Raw genomic sequence first — 17,425 nt, 5'->3', positions numbered from 1 at the left:
ACGTGCTTACTCGGTTGCCGACGCTGCACAATGGCCGGATCGGAGAACTGCTGCCGCATCGCTGGCAGCCGGAGAGAACGGACTGAAAGACAACGGCCGCTAACGCGGCCGTTCGTCAAGGTGGGTTGCCCAGACGCTTACGCAGCATCCATTTTCCCTTGCTGTATTCCTCGACGCCCCAACCGACGTTGTGCAGTTCAACCAGGGCGCGGCGAGTCGCTTGGCGGCGTTTCTTCATTGCTTCGGTATTGGCGGCGTCGGGCCAGATGTAGGAACAGAGTGTGTCCAGTTCCACGCTGCCTTGCTTGCCTGGATCAATCCAGCCACATAGGCGTTGGTGCATCAGTCTGGCCGGGTCGCTGTTCAGGCGGCGAACTTCGTTCAAGTCGATACGCGAATGTGGCCGATGTCCCAGCACGGCCTCTGCGATCTGGGGGTTCAGGCATACGAACAGCTTGCCGTCCTCGGCATCGAATGCATGGCTCATCAAGTGGAAAGAGGCTCGACGTGGGCCGCTGTCGATAATGACGGTCACGTTTGACATGCGTACCAAGCTGGCTTTGACTGTGCGGATGTTCTCGCCGCTGTCATGCCAGCCGATTTCGGCCATCAAGCGAGTGATGTGGTGTCGCACCACCAGGCCGTCACTGTCCTTGGCATCGAGCTTTGGCGACAGGCCCAGCCGCAGTTGCTTCGGTAAGTGTCCTGTCGGGGCTGCCGTGAGAATGACGCCATTGGGGCCAGCCAGGGCTACCAAGCCCTGGAGCAAGCGCATATCGTCCGCGCCCAGCGGTTCGAAGCCGATAAAGCGGGCGCATTCGTTGTCGCCATACCGATAGGTCACATCCAGTTTGAGTTTCTTGCGGTCGCCGCGTTTCAGGCTGCGGAATAGTCCTGGTGCAAGGCAGTGCATAGGGTCGTGGCGGGCGTGAGTGAGGTTAGAAGCCATCGACAAGCCTCCGGGTGTCACGCGCCTTGCTTGTCGCCTGTTGGAGCGGTACGGGGCGCAGAACACCGTCTTCCTGGCGTTCCAGCCATTGGGCCAGTGGTGCGGCGTTGTTGTTCTGCTTGGATACCCCCAAGCGGAGGAACGCGCTGCGTCGATCAGCACCGATGGCGGCAGGGCTGTTTTGAGGGTCAATGAAGCGTTTAGCCTGATCCTCGGTCATGCGTGCCAGATAGCCGCACCACCGGGCGTTGTCGATCAGGGCCGATGCGCCGCGTGCAGCCTGCTGCTGATCGAGCAAGCCATCGCGTGCGCTGCTTTTGCTGGTGTGATGCACATACAGGACGGCAGCGCCCGTAGTGCTGGCCAGCAGTTCCAGGCGGGCGATCAGGAAGCCCATATCGCCGTTGCTGTTCTCATCGAGTTGGTGAATGCGGCTGAGCGTATCCAACACGATCAGGCGGTAGCCTTCCGTGTATTTCTGCAAGCTGGTGAAGTCATCGTTCGCCATGATGTTGAAGCGGCTGCATGGCGACAAGGCAAAGTTCGCGGCGATGGCGGCGCGGGCGTCCGCAGATAGGTACTTGCGGATTGCATAGCCACGATGGTGATGCTCCAGGGCGTCATCTTCCGCCGCCAGGTAGAACACTTTGCCGGTCTTGCTCGGGGCCAGGTTCAGCAAATCACCACCAGGAACAGGGCACGCAACGGCCATCGCCGCCTGCAATGCCCAGGTGCTCTTTCCGATGCCGCCAGGCGCGATCAGGGCGCCGACTTTGCCAGCCTGAAAACCTGGCCAGATCATGTCTCTGGCAATCGGGGCATGTTCAAAGATATGTGTGTAGTCGAGGATCTCCATGCCTCACCCTCGCGTCAATGCTGGCTGGGCCTGCGCATGACGTTGGCGGGCGACAGTTTCGGCTTTGGTGGGCCTGCCACGGCGCGTAGTGCGTGATTCTGTGGCAGCGGCATCCGCAGCCTGAATAGCGACGTGGCCAGCAAGCCATGCCTCCACGTCCTCGATGCGCCACAGCAGGCGCTTGGTGTTGGGCAGGCGGCAGATCGGCGGCAACGATTGCGGGTTGCGGCACGCATCACTGCGGATGCTGTTGACGGATTTGTGTATGTACTGAGCCAGTTGCTCGACGGTGAGCAGAGGTTTCATGGCAAACGTCTCCGATCCCGACCGACATATGTCGGCCAAGTTCGAATGAGTCCGCGGCCCCGACTCCAGACCTAGCCGATCACGCCCTTGCTCTACTGAGCCGCTGTGACCGGCATCGCATCGGAAAAGACTCGGTGGGGTTGTGCCCCAAGTTGCTTGCCCGCTTTCCGTGCCGATACCGACCTTTGTTTAACCGGCCCCATTCTGACCGGCGGGGGTATCGACTGGCGATGCTTGGCGCATCCTTTCTGGCGTTCCCATCGATCCGCTTACGGTGGGTGCTGCTGAACAATCCGTGGCTCTCGCTTGGTGGAGTGTGAGCGGCGCTACCCGCATCCATCCTTTGCTTTTTTCTCGGAGCCGTTCACAACGTCTTCAGCGCGTGGCAAACCGAATTTCTCGATGGGGGTATCTTAGCAACAGCTTCGTGCATTGTCATGCGTTGCGCATGCCGAAAACCCGCTGCGGGGTGCTGTGGCTTGCCACAATTTTGCCACACCTATTGTGGCAAAACCTGCTCTGAAATGCAAAACAAGGCACTACATCGCTAAACGTAGTGCCTTGTTTTAACTGGAAATTTTGGTGGAGCGGAGGAGGATCGAACTCCCGACCTTCGCATTGCGAACGCGACGCTCTCCCAGCTGAGCTACCGCCCCAAGTAAGAGAGAAATTATAGGCCTGCGGTTTTCAGTTTGCAAGCGCCTTCTGGTGGACGGCAGGCCTGGTATCGCCTCAGATTTTCAGTTCGGTAACGACCGGCGCGTGGTCCGACGGCTGTTCATTTGCGCGTGGGGTTTTGTCGATCAGGCTGGCTACGCAGCGGTCTTTCAGTGCGTCGGAAAGCAGAACATGGTCGATGCGCAGGCCTGCGTTGCGGCGGAAGGCGCCTTGGCGGTAGTCCCACCAGCTATAGCTTTTTTCGGCTTGTTCAAATAGGCGGAAGGAGTCGCTCAAGCCAAGATCCAGCAGTTGCGTCCAGGCAGCCCGCTCTTTGGGCGAAACCAGTACCTGGCCCGCCCATTTGGCGGGGTCATGGACATCGCGGTCGTCAGGAGCGATGTTGTAGTCGCCCAGGATGGCCAGTTTGGGGTAGCGTTGCAGTTCTTCGCGCAGCCATTCGTGCAGGGCGGCGAACCAGCTGAGTTTGTAGGGATACTTTTCGCTGTCGAGCGCCTGGCCGTTAGGGCAATACACGCTGACGACACGAATGTCTCCGCCAGCCGGGTCGGGCAGGGTGGCTGCCAGCAGGCGGCGCTGCGGGTCTTCAAAGCCGGGAATGTTGCGTACGATATCGGCACCCGGTTGACGCGAAATGACGGCAACGCCGTTATAGGTTTTCTGGCCAGCCCAGGCAGCGTGGTAGCCCAATTCCGTGAAGGCGGCGAGCGGGAATTTGTCGTCTTCCAGCTTGAGTTCCTGCAGGCAGAGGGCATCGACAGGGTTGGCGGTCAGCCAGTCGATGACCTGGGGCAGTCGGACTTTCAGGGAATTTACGTTCCAGGCTGCAAGTTTCATTGGGGACGAGACCTCTTGATGACGATGGGTGTCGGGATCGGGCAGAACAGTTGTCAGGCCGTTCATGAAGCGTGCCCGGCAACCCGTTATGGTAACAGCGGGCGCAAGAGGGGGGCGGCTGAGGGTGTACAGAGGACTTTCCAGCGCCGGAAGGGATTTTCGGCGTTCGGCGCCTGGCTCCCGTAAAATCCCTGTTTTCCTTCAAAGTCTTGTCGTCTTGCACATCGCCAATCATGGGCAGATGGCAAGGGCTGTTAACTGTTTATGTCCCAAATGCAAAAAAAGACCCATCGCGCGTGTGAAGCTTTGTCGGCCGCTGCCGCAGCGTACCCCGAGGCCTGGAAAAAGGCTGAGTTGTTCCGCTCGATCAACGGTCAGCCCGGCAAGCCGCGCTGGCAGGATTGGTGTTATCTGCCTTTGGGTGGTTGGTATGCAATTGTGGCCCGCGCCCGGCATGGCGGTAAGGAAATCAATAATTTGGCATCCTTGCTGGATGTATCGCGTTTGGCCGCTTTGGGCGCATGGCGCATGACTCAAGGCATCTACCGGTTCCAGCCGTCGCTGTTGGCGGCGCTGCGCGAGACACCGGCTGAGCTGAATCTGTCTTGCGAGACATTGTTCACGTTGCCGGAGTGGGGCGTGTATCTGGAAGTCCCAGGGCTGGAGGATGGCCTGTATGGCGTCTGGGCACACCTGGAGCACGATGCCAATAATGGCGCGCTGGAGTTGCGCTTGTTGCTGGATGAAGAGGCTGGCTTGACGCCCCTGATTCTGGATCTGGGGGCTGCGACGCTGGCCGATGCCGTGCAAGGGGCGATTGAGGCGTCCGAGCGTGAGGCTGATGTCAATCAGGCCGGCTTGGAAAAAACGGCAGCGCAGCAGAATGATGCCGGGGCCGCGCAGCAGACGGCACGGGTATTGCCCGTCGTGGTTGCGCTATTGCTGACGCTTTGTTCCGAGCAGACTGTATTCCAGCGTAAAGGAGAGGTGGCCAGGCCGTCGAATCCCGTGCCGCGCAAGACCAAACAGGGCGCGCGCCTGTTCCCGGCTGCCGGCCCGACAGAGTGGGAAGTGGTGGGCGATCAGTAAGTCCATGGTTGTCGGCTTGAGCGTTTGCTTGCGTAGCTTGTGTAAGCCCGCAGGCATTGCAGCCTTGGTGCCCAGGCTTGTGAAGGGCGCTTGGTTGCTGAGGTTGGTATTGGCCCACAGTGCGCCGTGGGCGCTGGATGGCTTCAGAGCGCGCGCAAGCGGGCGGCGGCCCGTTTGCTGTTCAGCGTGTCATGCAGGCCAAGAAACTCCGCAACACGGTTGTCTGCAGGTTGTTCGCTGAGTTCGCGCGGGCTGCCCCATTGGCACAAGGCGCCATCGACGATGATACCCATGCGGTCAGCCATGGCGTAAGCTTCGGCTTGGTTGTGTGTGACCAGCAAGGCCGTGGCGCCGCTATCTTTGAGAATATCGCGGACGTCGAAGGCCAGGCGTTCCCGGGTCAGGGTGTCGAGGTTGGAGAAAGGTTCATCCAGCAGCAGGAGTCCGGGTTCGGGAGCCAGGGCGCGTGCCAGGGCGACCCGTTGCTGCTGCCCGCCTGAGATTTCATGAGGATATGCCTGCCCCAAGCCGCTGAGGCCGACCAGTTCCAGCATGAGCGCAACACGTTGTGCTTGGGCGTCGCGGGGCTGGCGCCGCAGTCCGAAGGCAATGTTGCGTGCCACGGAAAGATGCGGAAACAACGCATAGTCTTGGAACATCATGCCGATATGGCGTTCCTCAGGGGGGACATTGCAGCCATCTCCGGCGAGCAGGCGGCCTTCCAGGAGAATACGGCCGGCGTGTACCGGTTCAAAACCTGCAATGGCACGCAAGACTGTGCTTTTGCCGCAGCCGGATGCGCCGAGTAAGGCGCCGAGGTGACCGCGCTCCAGCTGCAGGGTGAAGCCGGATAGTACCGGGCGGCCCGGATAGGAAAGGGTCAGTTGCTCCAGCGAGAGATAGGGCGTGGTGGTCATTGCGTCTGGGTTGAGCGGCTGCCGGCGCGGGCCAGCAGAATCACGGGAAGGAGGCCCGCCGCGACGATGGCCAGGGCGGCAACCGCACCTTCTTCATAGGTGCCACGGGCGGCTTCGGCATAAAGCCAGGTGGCCAGCGTTTCGAAGTTCAAGGGGCGCAGCAGCAAGGTAGCCGGCAGTTCTTTCATGGTATCGACAAAGACCAGCAGGGCGGCGCTGAATAAGGCAGGCCGCAACAGCGGCAAATGCACCCGGCGGAGGACGCCAGCTTCATTTTCACCCAGGCTGCGGGCAGCACGATCCAGTGATGGCGGAATACGGGCATAGCCCGCCTCGATGCCGCTAGCGGCAATGGCCAGGAAACGTATGACATATGCCAGTGTCAGGGCCGCGACGCTGCTCATGAGCCACAGGCGTGGCGCACTTCCCCAGAGCGTCGTGATGGCATTGAGACCCTGGTCCACCCAGGCCATCGGTGCCAGCAGGCCGATGGCCACGATGGTGCCGGGAACAGCGTAGCCCAGGCTGCCGATACGCTGTGCCAGCAGGCTCAGGCGAGAGCCGTGGCGGCCAGGCGCGAGGCGGTGGGCCGCAGCCAGTATCAGGCCGGCTGCCAGGGTCAGCGCTGTGGCAAAGGCGGCGATGCTGATGGTATTGGTGGCGCTGGCGACGAGTTGCTGGGACAGGGCGCCGTTGCTGTCGAAATAGCGCAGGGTTTGCTGCAGCAGGTAGGCGGCCGGCAGGATGAAACCGAGCAGGACAGGTAGTGTTGCCAGGCAGCAGGCGAGCCAGCCGCGCCATCCTGTCAGGGTGACAGCGGTGAGCGGGCGCGGCCTTTGCGTGATGGCATAGCGCTGGCGTCGGCGCGCGTGGCGTTCCAGCCAGATCAGCAGGACGACCAACGCCAGCATGGACAGCGCAATCTGGGCTGCCCCGGCGAGATCGGAACGGCTGATCCAGGTGTTATAGACGGCGACGGTCAGGGTCTGGACACCCAGAAATTCCGATGCGCCGATATCATTGAGCGTTTCCAGCAAGGCAAGGCTGGCACCGACGGCAACCGCAGGTCGCGCCAGCGGTAACGCTACCCGGAAAAATGCTTCGCGGCGCGATGCCCCAAGCGTACGTGCGGCTTCCAGCAGGCTGGCGGCCTGCGTCTGGAACATCATGCGCGCAGTCAGGTAAACATAGGGATAGAGAACGAAACCCAGCAGCAGAATTGCACCGCCCAGCGAGCGGATGTCTGGCAGGCGGAACTGGCGCGGGGAGTCATAGCCCAGCAGTTGGCGCAGGCCTTCCTGGATCGGGCCGAGCGGGTGCAGCAGGTCGAGGTAGGCGTAGGCAACGATGTAGGTTGGAACCGCCAGAGGCAGCAGTAGCGCCCAGGACAGGATGCTCCTGCCGGGAAAGCGATAGGCGCTGACCAGCCATGCGCAACCTGCGCCCAGAACGATAGTGAGTACGCCAACGCCCGCGAGCAATTGCAGCGTATTGCTCGCGGCTGTCGGCAGCACATTCCGGCCCAGGTGTTGCCATAGCCCGTCGCTGCCGCGGCTGGCTTCCCAGGCCAGGGCCGCCAGGGGGGCCAGGACACAGGCGGCAAGCAGCACGGCCAGCGCCGTCATGAACGACGCTGGCCGCAGGCGGAACAGGGGGCGCTGCAATGCAGATCCTGAGGGATTACTGATCGAAGCCTACCTTATCGACCAGTTCGCTGGCTTGCTTGCGGTGCTTGGCAATTTCAGGCAACGACAGCGTATCGACTTGCAGTTCGCCGAAGCTGGCGATGATGGGATCCAGGGCGACGCCAGCCTTGACCGGGTACTCGTAGTTGGCCTTGGCGTACAGGCTCTGCGCATCGTCGGACACCAGGAACTCCAGCAGCTTGACGGCATTTTCCTGGTTGGGGGCATGTTTTGCCACGGAAGCGCCACTGATATTGACGTGCGTGCCGCCGTTGTCGAAGGTCGGGCGTATCACTTTGATTGCATCGCCCCATTTGCGGTTATCGGAGCCTTCTTCGGCGGAGCGCATCTGGCCGACATAATAGGCGTTGGCAATGCCGATATCGCAAATGCCGCCAAGAATGTCGCGCGCGACGTTACGGTCGCCACCGGTCGCCTTGCGGGCAAGGTTGGATTTCACGCCTTTGAGCCATTCTTCGGTGGCTTCCGGGCCGTGGTGGGCAATATAGGCGGCAATCAAGGCGACGTTATAGGGGTGCTGGCCGGAACGGATGCAAACCCGGTTTTTCCATTCCGGTTTTGCCAAGTCTTCGTAGGTGAAAGACTCCAGTGCCAGGTCTTTGTCGGCGTACAGGACACGGTCGCGCAGCGACAGCGTAAACCATTCCCCATCGGCGCTGCGCAGGTTGGCGGGGATGGCTGCTTCCAGCGCAGCGGAACGGACAGGCTGGGTAACGCCGCTGTCAACGAGGTCAAGCAGGTTGCCAACGTCCACCGTCATCAGGACATCTGCGGGAGATTGGCTGCCTTCGGCCTTCACGCGCTCGGCCAGGCCATCTTTGACAAATACCGTATTGACCTTGACGCCGCTCTGTTCGCTGAACTTATCCAGCAAAGGCTGGATCAGGCCGGGTTCGCGCGTGGTGTAGAGGTTGACGTCGCCGCTGGCGCTGGCAAGCACACTGTAACCAAGCGACCCCATCAGCACAGCGGCTTGGGTCAAAGCAAGAACGGAACGGCTGGAAGGCATCAGGAATCTCCGTATGAAGGGTGCAGCGGCACAGAAAAGGCCGCGCGCAAGGAATTCACGGGTGGAAAACAGCAAGGTAAAACGACACAAATCGACGTCGCTGACATATATCTGACAAGCCTGCCAGCGGCGGGCACATACGCATGGCCGCATGATGGGCCCAACGTACATATATCTGCTGCCATCTGATGCCAAGCAGGCACCAAATCAAACAAATGAGAATCAATATTAAACCAAAAGCTGAATCCAAGCTGAATTTTTTTATGTTTGTGACAGTGCGGTGATTCATGGTGCGGCAGCTATTGGTGCAATCGTCCTTATCCAGGCCGATTGTTCTTATGCATCTAACCAGTCCATATATTCGCAGTCAGGGCGGAGCGTTATGATGGCGGGTTGGTCGTTTGGCCAGATTCATACTCTGATGTCATCTCATGCGAGCTTTTTTCAAAGGGCTGCAAGTTAGCCTTTCCATTGCGGCGGGATATCTGCCGGTGGCGTTTTCGTTCGGCCTGGCTGCCTTGCAAGCCGGTTTGTCGCCCTTGACTACGTTGATGTTGTCTGTGGTGGTCTATGCCGGTGCAAGCCAGTTTGTGCTGATTCCTCTGCTTGCCTCCGGTGCTGGCTTGCTGACGGCTTTGCCGACGGTGTTGTTAATGAATGCCCGCCACCTGTTTTACGGGCCCTCGCTGTGGGGGCGCTACCGGCGTTCTGGTGATGGCCGCATACCTACGCCGGTCTTGGCGTTTGGCTTGACTGATGAGGTCTTTGCGGCATCCATGACACGTATGGCTGACGTGCCCGAAGAACAGCGTGAACGCTGGTATCTAGGCCTGCAGACCGGCGCCTATGCTTCCTGGGTGCTGGGGACGGTGCTGGGCGTCGCATTGGGGGGGTATTTCGAACACCCGCCAGCCGCCCTCCAGGCGGCGCTATCCTTTATTTTGCCGGGTCTGTTTTTTGCCTTGCTGCTGGAAATCGGGGTGTGGAAGCATATGCGGGTGATTGTCACGACTGCCATTGCCTGCGTGCTGTTGCTGCAATGGTTGCCTGGCTATCACGCATTGGCGTTCGGCATGTTGATCGGCGCCGCTTCAGGCCTGGTGCCGGTGACGGGCGGGATGAGGGGGCAGGCATGACAGAGAACGAGCTGATTGTGCTGCTCTGTGGCATCGGGACCTTCCTGATCCGTTGGTTGCCCATGCGCCGGCAAGCGCGTGTCAGGGAAGCGGCCGCAGCCGACGGTGTGGCGCAGCGCTTATTGCGCGGCATTGGCCCTGCTGCCATTGCTGCCTTGCTGGCGGTGTCTTTCTGGCCCATGGTGGCGCAGCACCCCGATATCTGGCGGGTGCTGGCAGTGTTGCTGTCGCTGGGAGTCATTCTTGTGCTCAAGCGCTGTTTCGGCGGCATCGCCGGGCCGACGCTGGCCGGCGCAGCGGTATATGGCTTGTTGTATCTGTGCCTGCCGGTGGCAGAAGCCGTTCTGTAGGAGTTTCCCACCGCCGTGCTGTCCGTGCTGGGAATGCGCAGGGAAGGTTTTTGGTAGGGATGGGGCTTGAGGCGCGTCGGTTGCAACAGGCTTGAATGGAATGGCTGGTTTGGCTTCGTGCCTGCTTCTCGCTTTCTGCGCATGTAGGTCAATGGATGGGCCGAACTATGGCAGTGCATTCTGCAGTAGCGGTGCAGCTTGATCTCGATCCGAGAGAATGGGCGGGGCAGACAAGGGCCAGTCTATTGCAAGGGTCGGGTCATTCCAGCGTATGGAACCTTCTGCTGCTGCATTCCAGTAATGGGTGGTTCGGTAGAGGCAATCCGCATGCTCGGAAAGCGTCAAGAATCCATGGGCATAGCCGGGAGGTATCCAAAACAGGCGACGGTTGCTGGCGGATAGCAGAGTACCGGTCCAGCGGCCGAAAGTCGGGGAGTCGGGACGGATATCGACCGCGACATCGAAAATCTCTCCTGCCGTGACGCTGATGAGTTTGCCTTGTGCGTGTGGCTCACGCTGGAAGTGCAGGCCTCGCAGGACATGGCGGCGTGACTGCGAAAGATTTTCCTGAACGAATTCCAGTGTGGGAAGCGCCAGTGCTTCCCGTAGCCGACGTAGGTTCACATTTTCTAGAAAATAGCCGCGTGCGTCCGTGTGGATCTTCGGGCTGAACAGCATGACGCCCGGTAGATGTGTCGTTTCCACTTGCATCAGAACACCCGTGAGCGTGGCAGTGTGGCCAGGTAGTGTCCATAAGGGCTGTTGGGCATGGCATCGGCAAGCGCCTGCAGTTGTGGCGTGTTGATATATCCCAGGCGATAGGCAATTTCTTCGGGGCAGGCCACCTTGAGACCTTGCCGTTTTTCCAGTGTGGCAATGAATTGGCTGGCTTCCTGTAGGGCTTCATGGGTGCCTGTATCCAGCCACGCGTAACCTCGGCCCAGGGTTTCAACATGTAGCTTACGTTGTGCCAGATAGGAGAGATTCAAATCGGTAATTTCCAATTCGCCGCGTGCAGAAGGACGCAACAATTGGGCGCGATCGGTGGCGCTGGCATCGTAAAAATATAGGCCTGTGACAGCATAGTCGGATTTCGGCTGCCTGGGCTTTTCTTCAATCGCAATTGCTGTGCCATGTTGGTCGAACTCGACGACGCCATAGCGTTGCGCATCCTGCACCCGATATGCAAAAACTGTTGCCTGATCAGTTTGGGCGCAGCAGTGGCGCAAGAGCGGTGCCAGATCGTGACCATGGAAAATATTGTCGCCCAGTATCAGTGCGCTGGGGTGGCCGGCAAGAAAGTCGCGGGCAATGATCAGGGCTTGGGCAATGCCGCCAGGCTCGGCCTGGACAGCGTAACTCAGGGACAGACCCCATTGGCTGCCATCGCCCAGCAGGCGCTGAAACAGCGGGGTGTCTGCAGGTGTGCTGATGATCAGTATTTCCCGTATGCCGGTCAGCATGAGCGTGGTCAACGGATAATAGACCATCGGTTTGTCATACACAGGTAGCAGTTGTTTGGAAATGGCCAGCGTAGCCGGGTACAGGCGGGTACCTGAGCCGCCAGCGAGTAGGATGCCTTTACGGGAAGTTGGGCTAGTTTTCATGGGGCGGAGTCAGCCCTCCGGGCTGCCGGGCAAGGAGTTCCAGGGTCAGGCGCACATCATCGTGCCAGTTGGGGATTGTCAGGCCGAATTGTTGTTGAAACCGCAGATTATTCAGCTGGGAATTCTGTGGGCGTGGCGCCGGTGCCGGCCATTCGCTTGCGGTGATGGGATGCAGGCGTGCGCTGCTGTTGCAGGGTACCAAGCCCAATGTTTCCGCATATTGCGTCGCAAATTGGGCATAGTCGTACCAGCTTGTGCAGCCGCCGGCACTCAGATGGTACAGGCCGCCAGGAGCATGGGCAGGTTCCGCGTGCAGGCATTGCGCCAGCGCAGCCAGGGACGCGCTGGCGACGCGTGAGGCGCTGCTTGGCGTGCCGCGCGTGTCCGCGATGATATTCAAGGGGCTGGATGGGTTTTGCTGCAGGCGTTGAAGAATAGTGCTTAGGAAATTGCCTGGGCCGTTGCTGTAAAGCCAGCTCGTACGGAAAATCAGGTGGTGGCAGTGGCTGGTTAGAACCGCCTGTTCACCCTCAAGCTTGCTTTGGCCGTAAACAGACAAGGGCCGGGGCATGTCTTCTTCGTGGTATGCCCGATGCAGTTTGCCATCGAACACATAATCAGTGGAAAAATGTACTAGCCAGCTGCTGGTGCGGGCAGCGGCATCTGCCATGGCAGCCACGGCTGAGCCATTGATGGCATGGGCCTGCTGTTTTTCCGTTTCAGCACGATCCACAGCGGTGAACGCTGCAGCATTAAGAATGACTTGAGGACGGCAGTCATGAATGAGTGCGGTGATGCTGGCTTCATCGCGCAGATCGCATTGTGCTCGTGTTGGAGTATGTAGGAGCAGTCGGCGAGATGGGTTGGAGCATCCCGGGAAAGCAGGGAAGCCGTGGTGTTCCAGGTGTCGCACCAAAGCTCGACCCAATTGTCCGTTGGCACCGAAGAGCAAAATGGAACTCATGGGCGATGCTCACGCCAGGCTGGCGTTTCAGTGCTGATTGCGAGGGGGCTCCATGCGGGGTTGGTCAAATACCAATCCACCGTTGTCGCCAGGCCATCGTGTAGGGGTATCTTTGCTTTCCAGCCCAACTGCTGCTGGATTTTCCGTGTATCCAGCGCGTAGCGCATATCATGTCCAGGGCGGTCGGCGACATGTCTGATTTGTTCCGCATAAGGACGGCCGTCTGTGCGCGGCCGCCGCTGATCCAGCAAGGCGCACAAGGTGAGCGCAATTTCAAGATTGCTGGTTTCGGTTCCGCTGCCGATGTTATAGCGTTGGCCAGGACGTCCATCGGCAAGCAGCATGCGCAAGGCGGTGCAGTGATCGCTGACGTACAGCCAATCGCGCTGCTGTAGTCCGTTGCCGTACAAGGGCAGCGATTTGCCTGCGAGGGCGTTGGCCAGAAATAAGGGAATCAGCTTCTCGGGAAACTGGTGGGGGCCGTAGTTATTGGAGCAGTGAGAAATCAGAACAGGTAGGCCGTAGGTTCTGTGCCAGGCCATGACCAGATGGTCACTCGCTGCCTTGCTTGCAGAATAGGGGCTGCTGGGCCGATAAGGGTGGGCTTCCGTTGCAGCGTCAGCCGTGAGGGAGAGAGAGCCATAGACTTCATCGGTGGAAATGTGCAGAAAGCGAAAGCTTGCACGTTCGTCTTCTGGTAAGGCACTCCAGTAATGGCGACAAGCTTCCAGCAGGACGCCGGTGCCATCGACATTTGTCTGAATGAAGGCAGTGGGATCGTCGATGGATCGGTCCACGTGGGTTTGTGCAGCGAAATGCACCAGTGCGCGAGGCCGGTGATCGGCCAAGACTTGGGCCAGCAGATCGCGATCGCGGATATCGCCGTGAACAAACCGATGGCGAGCATCTTGTTTCAGTGGCGCCAGGTTGGCCATGTTGCCGGCGTAGTTCAGGGCATCAAGATTAAGAACGGTTTCCTGGTTGTGGTTAAACCACTCGAGAATAAAATGACTGCCGATAAAGCCGGCACCGCCAGTAACGAGCAGAGTCATGGTGAGTATCCCGAAAGTGCGGGCACAGAGAAATGGCTAGGCAGTATGCGCCGTGAGTCCTGTCATGCTAGGCCGACGCGATCCGGAGTTCGTATGCTACTGCTACAGTCCGTGAATTTGGGGCAGCACAGGGAGCAACTCCCGGCTTGAACGAAAAAAGGCCAGTCTTTGCGAGACTGGCCTTTTTCAGGAAATTCTGGTGGCGCATCAGGGACTCGAACCCCGGACCTGCGGATTATGATTCCGTCGCTCTAACCAACTGAGCTAATGCGCCAACTCGCAAAGCCAGGCCAAATCGAACGGGTTCGAATGGCAAAGCACCAGCGAAGATCGCGACTATAGCATAAAAAAATATTGGTGTGCAGCGGAGGAAGTGAAAAGCGTGGCATCAGCTATCGCAGCCAGGGCGCGGATACGCCGACATCGGTTGCGTTGCATGTATGGAAACAGACGAAGCCACGGCGCCATGAGGGTATGGCGCCGTGGCTTCCTGTCGCAGGGCGCCTGGCCGTTTCTGGCTAGGTCGCTGTGCTGTTACTGCTGCCGGTATTACTGCTTGGTGGCTTCGGTTGCGCTGCTGATGCCGTCCGGCGTGCTGCCGGCCTTGTCGATTTCCGTCTTGGAGGATTCAGTCGCAGTGCTGATGCGATCTTGCAAGGCCTGGGTTTTTTCCGTCACATCCTCACCAATTTTCTTGGCGTCTTCCGTCACCTTCTCGGTTGCTTCGCTGATGGCGTCCTGGGTCTTCTTGGCGGCATCTTCCGTTGTGTCGCGCGCTTTATCCAGGCTGCGGCTCACGCTGTCGCGAAAAGTGCTTTCCTGCGCAGCTTCCGGTGCCTGGGGGGCGGCAGGAGCGGCTTCCGGTGTGCCGGGGGCGGGCGTGCTTGCTGCCGGTGCCTCAGCCGCCGGGGCGGGGGTCTGGGCAGGCGCGCTGCTGCTCGGGGCCGGCGCAGGTGCGGAGTTGGTTTTTTGCTCGCATGCAGCGAGTGCCAGCAGTGAGGCTGCAATGGCACCGATTGCAATGCGATTGAGTTTCGTATTCATTGATATTACTCCCGATGGACGGACGAAGAAGGCAAATAAGGACGGGGTGGCGAAATGCAGTACAGGAATCTATCTGTGGTGTTTCGCTCGCCCGAACGGATTACAGGGAAAGATTTCCATCCGTCGCCGTATAGGCTAATCCTTTTTTATCTGGCTTGTTAGTCGATATTCATAAAAAACGTGTCAAATATCAAGCCCGCGTGAAAGAAGTGTCAAATTCTGTCTTTGGAAACTGCGCCGAAAGGTAATTTTCCTGGGGCTTTGGAAGATAGTGCCAAAGCGTTGCGCTGGCGCGGCAGGGCGCCTGTCTGCGCTGGCTTGGAGCGAATTTCCGAGTTGATGACTAGGCATGCTATGGCAGCGGGTTGATGGATTTTTCGCTATTTTTTTCGTTATTTCGCGGCGATTTCAATTGCCGGAAATGGGCAAAAAATGCTTGCCATGTTGGGGGTTTTCCCGCACACTTACGCCCCATGATGACCAAGGTACTTTTCATCTGCATGGGCAACATTTGCAGATCGCCCAGTGCGGAGGGTGTTTTCCGGCATTTGATTAATGATGCCGGACTTTCCCGACTGATTGGCGTCGCTTCCGCAGGCACTCACGACTATCATGTCGGTGAGGCCCCCGATGCGCGTGCGCAGGCGGCGGCGCGCAAGCGTGGCTACGATATTTCCCAGCAGCGCGCACGTCTGGTGACTGCTCAGGATTTTCAGGATTACGATCTCGTGCTGGCCATGGATTGGGAAAACCTGACGGCGCTCAAGCAGGTGTGTCCTCGTGCCTATCAGCACAAGTTGCGTTTGCTGATGAGTTTCGCCAATGAGCATGAAGAGGCAACGGTGCCCGATCCATTCTATGGTGGCCCGGAAGGCTTTGGTAAAACGCTGGATTACATTGAGGATGCCTGTCAGGGCATGCTGGATTTCCTGCGCAAGCGGGTCACGCAGTACCAGGCCGCCTGACGCCGTTTGGCGCGTTAGGGCTTGCCGCATGAAGAGGCCGCGTTCGACGCGGCTTTTTCTGGTCTATTAATCCTAGCAAGACACTCGGGAATTCGTTATACTTGAGTTAATCACTCGGGAATAGCGCTGGGCTACCGCATGTTGATGTGGGCCCGGCAGATCACAGGAGCTTGTCATGCGCTTGACCACCAAGGGTCGTTTTGCCGTGACCGCCATGATAGACCTGGCCTTGCGCCAGCATAGCGGTCCCGTAACGCTGGCCGCCATCAGTCAGCGGCAGAACATCTCGCTTTCCTACCTGGAGCAATTGTTCGGCAAACTGCGCCGCCATGAACTGGTGGAGAGCATGCGCGGCCCGGGCGGCGGTTATTCGCTGGCTCGTGTGGCGCGCAAGGTGACTGTCGCGGACATCATTTTTGCTGTGGATGAACCGCTGGACGCCACCAGTTGTGGCGGCAAGCGCGACTGTAGCAGCGGCAAGGATGGCCGCTCCGGCAAATGCATGACGCATGAACTGTGGTCCACGCTGAACCGAAAAATGGTGGATTACCTTGATTCCGTATCTCTGCAGGATCTGGTCGATCAGCATCGCATGCGCATGCTGCAGGAAGCCAGCCAGGATGCCGAGCACGGAGTTTCCACTGCGGTCCGGGTCGAGAAATCGTCCTGCCGGCCGGCAGCAAACAAGGCCGCCGCGACGCATGCCGTGGCCTGATGTCCAGAATTTCCGGAGCTTTTCATGACTATCAACCGCCTCATCTATCTTGATAACGCTGCAACCACGCCTGTCGATCCTCGCGTGATCGAAAAAATGGTGCCTTACCTGGGCGAGCATTTCGGCAATCCTGCTTCGCGTTCCCACGCCTATGGCTGGGAAGCCGAGGAAGCCGTCGAAAATGCACGGGCAGAAGTTGCCAAGTTGATCAACGCGGATCCGCGGGAAATCATCTGGACGTCGGGCGCCACGGAGTCCGACAACCTCGCCATCAAGGGCGCCGCGCATTTTTATGCCGACAAGGGCAAGCACATCATCACGGTCAAGACCGAGCACAAGGCTGTGCTGGATACCTGCCGCGAAATGGAGCGCCTGGGCTTTGAAGTGACCTATCTGGATGTCAAGGACGACGGTCTGCTGGATCTGGACGTCTTCAAGGCAGCTCTGCGTCCGGACACCATTCTGGTGTCCATCATGTTCGTCAACAGCGAAATCGGCGTCATCCAGGACATCGAAACCATTGGCGAAATCTGCCGCGAGCGCGGCATCATTTTCCATGTGGACGCGGCACAGGCAACCGGCAAGGTTGAAATCGACCTGCAGAAGCTGAAAGTTGATTTGATGTCCTTCTGCGCGCACAAGACCTATGGTCCGAAGGGCATTGGTGCCCTGTATGTTCGCCGCAAGCCGCGTGTGCGCATTCTGGCCCAGATGCATGGTGGTGGCCATGAGCGCGGTTTCCGCTCCGGCACGCTGGCCACGCACCAGATCGTTGGCATGGGGGAAACCTTCCGCCTGGCGCGCGAGGAAATGGCAGCCGATAACGCCCGCATCGGCGCACTGCGCGATCGACTGCTCGAAGGTCTGCGCGATATCGAAGAAACCTACGTCAACGGCAGCATGGAGCATCGTGTCTGCGGCAACCTCAACATCAGCTTCAATTATGTTGAAGGCGAGTCCTTGATCATGGCGCTCAAGGAGCTGGCGGTTTCCAGTGGTTCGGCCTGCACTTCGGCCAGCCTGGAGCCTTCCTACGTGTTGCGCGCCCTGGGCCGCAATGACGAACTGGCGCACAGTTCGATCCGCTTCACGCTGGGCCGTTTCACCACCCAGGAAGAAATCGACACAGCCATTGCGCTGGTCAAGGGCCGCGTCGGCAAGCTGCGTGACATGTCGCCGCTGTGGGAAATGGCCAAGGAAGGCATAGATTTGAATTCCGTCCAATGGGCGGCGCATTGATGGCCT

General features: G+C 59.2%; 18 protein-coding genes and 2 tRNA genes. 6 read left to right on the top strand and 14 right to left on the bottom strand.

What is annotated here, in order from left to right; translation table 11 throughout:
* Positions 1-115: 115 nt before the first annotated feature.
* The 5 genes from repC to xth all read right to left on the bottom strand — a co-directional run bounded on the left by repC (position 116) and on the right by xth (position 3,626).
* Positions 116-949: a replication protein C, IncQ-type gene (gene repC, locus ACNA1V_RS15645; RefSeq protein WP_415834530.1), complete on the bottom strand. Its 834-nt coding sequence runs from the start codon at positions 947-949 to the stop codon at positions 116-118.
* Positions 939-1,805, bottom strand: coding sequence for a helicase RepA family protein (locus ACNA1V_RS15640; protein ID WP_415834529.1), 867 nt, complete (start codon positions 1,803-1,805; stop codon positions 939-941). The genes repC and ACNA1V_RS15640 overlap by 11 nt, the downstream gene beginning before the upstream one ends.
* Before the next feature lie 3 nt (positions 1,806-1,808).
* Complete coding sequence (locus ACNA1V_RS15635; RefSeq protein ID WP_415834528.1) at positions 1,809-2,111, bottom strand: DNA-binding protein; 303 nt, start codon at positions 2,109-2,111, stop codon at positions 1,809-1,811.
* A gap of 580 nt (positions 2,112-2,691) precedes the next feature.
* Positions 2,692-2,767 (bottom strand) — tRNA-Ala (locus ACNA1V_RS15630).
* A 76-nt stretch (positions 2,768-2,843) separates the two neighbouring features.
* Positions 2,844-3,626: an exodeoxyribonuclease III gene (gene xth, locus ACNA1V_RS15625; RefSeq protein ID WP_415834527.1), complete on the bottom strand. Its 783-nt coding sequence runs from the start codon at positions 3,624-3,626 to the stop codon at positions 2,844-2,846.
* Positions 3,627-3,890: 264 nt separating this feature from the next.
* On the opposite strand from xth, the gene ACNA1V_RS15620 reads away from it, so the two are divergent.
* On the top strand, positions 3,891-4,715 hold the full coding sequence (locus ACNA1V_RS15620) for a hypothetical protein (RefSeq protein ID WP_415834526.1): 825 nt from the start codon (positions 3,891-3,893) through the stop codon (positions 4,713-4,715).
* A 143-nt stretch (positions 4,716-4,858) separates the two neighbouring features.
* Here ACNA1V_RS15620 and ACNA1V_RS15615 read toward each other — a convergent pair whose 3' ends face one another.
* The 3 genes from ACNA1V_RS15615 to ACNA1V_RS15605 are packed head-to-tail and all read right to left on the bottom strand — an operon-like array spanning position 4,859 to position 8,299.
* Positions 4,859-5,632: an ABC transporter ATP-binding protein gene (locus tag ACNA1V_RS15615; RefSeq protein WP_415834525.1), complete on the bottom strand. Its 774-nt coding sequence runs from the start codon at positions 5,630-5,632 to the stop codon at positions 4,859-4,861.
* Entirely contained in the window at positions 5,629-7,257 is a 1,629-nt protein-coding gene (locus tag ACNA1V_RS15610; RefSeq protein ID WP_415834534.1) for an ABC transporter permease, read from the bottom strand. Before ACNA1V_RS15610 ends, ACNA1V_RS15615 begins: the two co-directional genes overlap by 4 nt.
* 55 nt (positions 7,258-7,312) lie before the next feature.
* Positions 7,313-8,299, bottom strand: coding sequence for a Fe(3+) ABC transporter substrate-binding protein (locus tag ACNA1V_RS15605; protein WP_415834533.1), 987 nt, complete (start codon positions 8,297-8,299; stop codon positions 7,313-7,315).
* Positions 8,300-8,778: 479 nt separating this feature from the next.
* On the opposite strand from ACNA1V_RS15605, the gene ACNA1V_RS15600 reads away from it, so the two are divergent.
* Both ACNA1V_RS15600 and ACNA1V_RS15595 read left to right on the top strand, forming a co-directional pair.
* Complete coding sequence (locus ACNA1V_RS15600) at positions 8,779-9,483, top strand: AzlC family ABC transporter permease (RefSeq protein ID WP_415834524.1); 705 nt, start codon at positions 8,779-8,781, stop codon at positions 9,481-9,483.
* Positions 9,480-9,833: an AzlD domain-containing protein gene (locus tag ACNA1V_RS15595; protein WP_415834523.1), complete on the top strand. Its 354-nt coding sequence runs from the start codon at positions 9,480-9,482 to the stop codon at positions 9,831-9,833. Before ACNA1V_RS15600 ends, ACNA1V_RS15595 begins: the two co-directional genes overlap by 4 nt.
* 165 nt (positions 9,834-9,998) lie before the next feature.
* On the opposite strand, the gene rfbC is transcribed toward ACNA1V_RS15595, so the two are convergent.
* The 6 genes from rfbC to ACNA1V_RS15565 form a co-directional block, all read right to left on the bottom strand.
* Complete coding sequence (gene rfbC / locus ACNA1V_RS15590) at positions 9,999-10,544, bottom strand: dTDP-4-dehydrorhamnose 3,5-epimerase (RefSeq protein WP_415834522.1); 546 nt, start codon at positions 10,542-10,544, stop codon at positions 9,999-10,001.
* Positions 10,544-11,440 carry a glucose-1-phosphate thymidylyltransferase RfbA gene (gene rfbA, locus ACNA1V_RS15585; RefSeq protein WP_415834521.1) on the bottom strand — a complete coding sequence of 299 codons (897 nt, stop codon included), beginning with the start codon at positions 11,438-11,440 and terminating at the stop codon, positions 10,544-10,546. Before rfbA ends, rfbC begins: the two co-directional genes overlap by 1 nt.
* The gene (rfbD, locus tag ACNA1V_RS15580; protein ID WP_415834520.1) at positions 11,430-12,392 is read right to left on the bottom strand and encodes a dTDP-4-dehydrorhamnose reductase; all 963 of its coding nucleotides are present in this window, start codon (positions 12,390-12,392) and stop codon (positions 11,430-11,432) included. Before rfbD ends, rfbA begins: the two co-directional genes overlap by 11 nt.
* Before the next feature lie 8 nt (positions 12,393-12,400).
* Entirely contained in the window at positions 12,401-13,456 is a 1,056-nt protein-coding gene (gene rfbB / locus ACNA1V_RS15575; protein WP_415834519.1) for a dTDP-glucose 4,6-dehydratase, read from the bottom strand.
* A 197-nt stretch (positions 13,457-13,653) separates the two neighbouring features.
* Positions 13,654-13,730, bottom strand: a tRNA-Met gene (locus tag ACNA1V_RS15570).
* Between the two features lie 275 nt (positions 13,731-14,005).
* Entirely contained in the window at positions 14,006-14,500 is a 495-nt protein-coding gene (locus ACNA1V_RS15565) for a hypothetical protein (RefSeq protein ID WP_415834518.1), read from the bottom strand.
* 473 nt (positions 14,501-14,973) lie between these two features.
* On the opposite strand from ACNA1V_RS15565, the gene ACNA1V_RS15560 reads away from it, so the two are divergent.
* From ACNA1V_RS15560 to ACNA1V_RS15550, 3 genes are all read left to right on the top strand, one after another.
* Positions 14,974-15,465: a low molecular weight protein-tyrosine-phosphatase gene (locus tag ACNA1V_RS15560; protein WP_415834532.1), complete on the top strand. Its 492-nt coding sequence runs from the start codon at positions 14,974-14,976 to the stop codon at positions 15,463-15,465.
* A 175-nt stretch (positions 15,466-15,640) separates the two neighbouring features.
* A complete protein-coding gene (iscR, locus tag ACNA1V_RS15555; protein ID WP_415834517.1) occupies positions 15,641-16,180 on the top strand; it encodes a Fe-S cluster assembly transcriptional regulator IscR in 540 nt (179 codons plus the stop codon).
* Positions 16,181-16,204: 24 nt separating this feature from the next.
* Complete coding sequence (locus ACNA1V_RS15550) at positions 16,205-17,419, top strand: IscS subfamily cysteine desulfurase (protein ID WP_415834516.1); 1,215 nt, start codon at positions 16,205-16,207, stop codon at positions 17,417-17,419.
* Positions 17,420-17,425 lie beyond the last annotated feature (6 nt).

The organism is Kerstersia similis, assembly GCF_965139615.1.
Classification (GTDB): domain Bacteria; phylum Pseudomonadota; class Gammaproteobacteria; order Burkholderiales; family Burkholderiaceae_B; genus Kerstersia; species Kerstersia similis.
This window is presented reverse-complemented; position numbering and strand designations above follow the sequence as displayed.

Coding starts and splice junctions, on each gene's coding strand:
- repC (WP_415834530.1), bottom strand. CDS start 949: ATGGCTTCTAACCTCACTCACGCCCGCCACGACCCTATGCACTGCCTT.
- ACNA1V_RS15640 (WP_415834529.1), bottom strand. CDS start 1,805: ATGGAGATCCTCGACTACACACATATCTTTGAACATGCCCCGATTGCC.
- ACNA1V_RS15635 (WP_415834528.1), bottom strand. CDS start 2,111: ATGAAACCTCTGCTCACCGTCGAGCAACTGGCTCAGTACATACACAAA.
- xth (WP_415834527.1), bottom strand. CDS start 3,626: ATGAAACTTGCAGCCTGGAACGTAAATTCCCTGAAAGTCCGACTGCCC.
- ACNA1V_RS15620 (WP_415834526.1), top strand. CDS start 3,891: ATGTCCCAAATGCAAAAAAAGACCCATCGCGCGTGTGAAGCTTTGTCG.
- ACNA1V_RS15615 (WP_415834525.1), bottom strand. CDS start 5,632: ATGACCACCACGCCCTATCTCTCGCTGGAGCAACTGACCCTTTCCTAT.
- ACNA1V_RS15610 (WP_415834534.1), bottom strand. CDS start 7,257: ATGACGGCGCTGGCCGTGCTGCTTGCCGCCTGTGTCCTGGCCCCCCTG.
- ACNA1V_RS15605 (WP_415834533.1), bottom strand. CDS start 8,299: ATGGGGTCGCTTGGTTACAGTGTGCTTGCCAGCGCCAGCGGCGACGTC.
- ACNA1V_RS15600 (WP_415834524.1), top strand. CDS start 8,779: ATGCGAGCTTTTTTCAAAGGGCTGCAAGTTAGCCTTTCCATTGCGGCG.
- ACNA1V_RS15595 (WP_415834523.1), top strand. CDS start 9,480: ATGACAGAGAACGAGCTGATTGTGCTGCTCTGTGGCATCGGGACCTTC.
- rfbC (WP_415834522.1), bottom strand. CDS start 10,544: ATGCAAGTGGAAACGACACATCTACCGGGCGTCATGCTGTTCAGCCCG.
- rfbA (WP_415834521.1), bottom strand. CDS start 11,440: ATGAAAACTAGCCCAACTTCCCGTAAAGGCATCCTACTCGCTGGCGGC.
- rfbB (WP_415834519.1), bottom strand. CDS start 13,456: ATGACTCTGCTCGTTACTGGCGGTGCCGGCTTTATCGGCAGTCATTTT.
- ACNA1V_RS15565 (WP_415834518.1), bottom strand. CDS start 14,500: ATGAATACGAAACTCAATCGCATTGCAATCGGTGCCATTGCAGCCTCA.
- ACNA1V_RS15560 (WP_415834532.1), top strand. CDS start 14,974: ATGATGACCAAGGTACTTTTCATCTGCATGGGCAACATTTGCAGATCG.
- iscR (WP_415834517.1), top strand. CDS start 15,641: ATGCGCTTGACCACCAAGGGTCGTTTTGCCGTGACCGCCATGATAGAC.
- ACNA1V_RS15550 (WP_415834516.1), top strand. CDS start 16,205: ATGACTATCAACCGCCTCATCTATCTTGATAACGCTGCAACCACGCCT.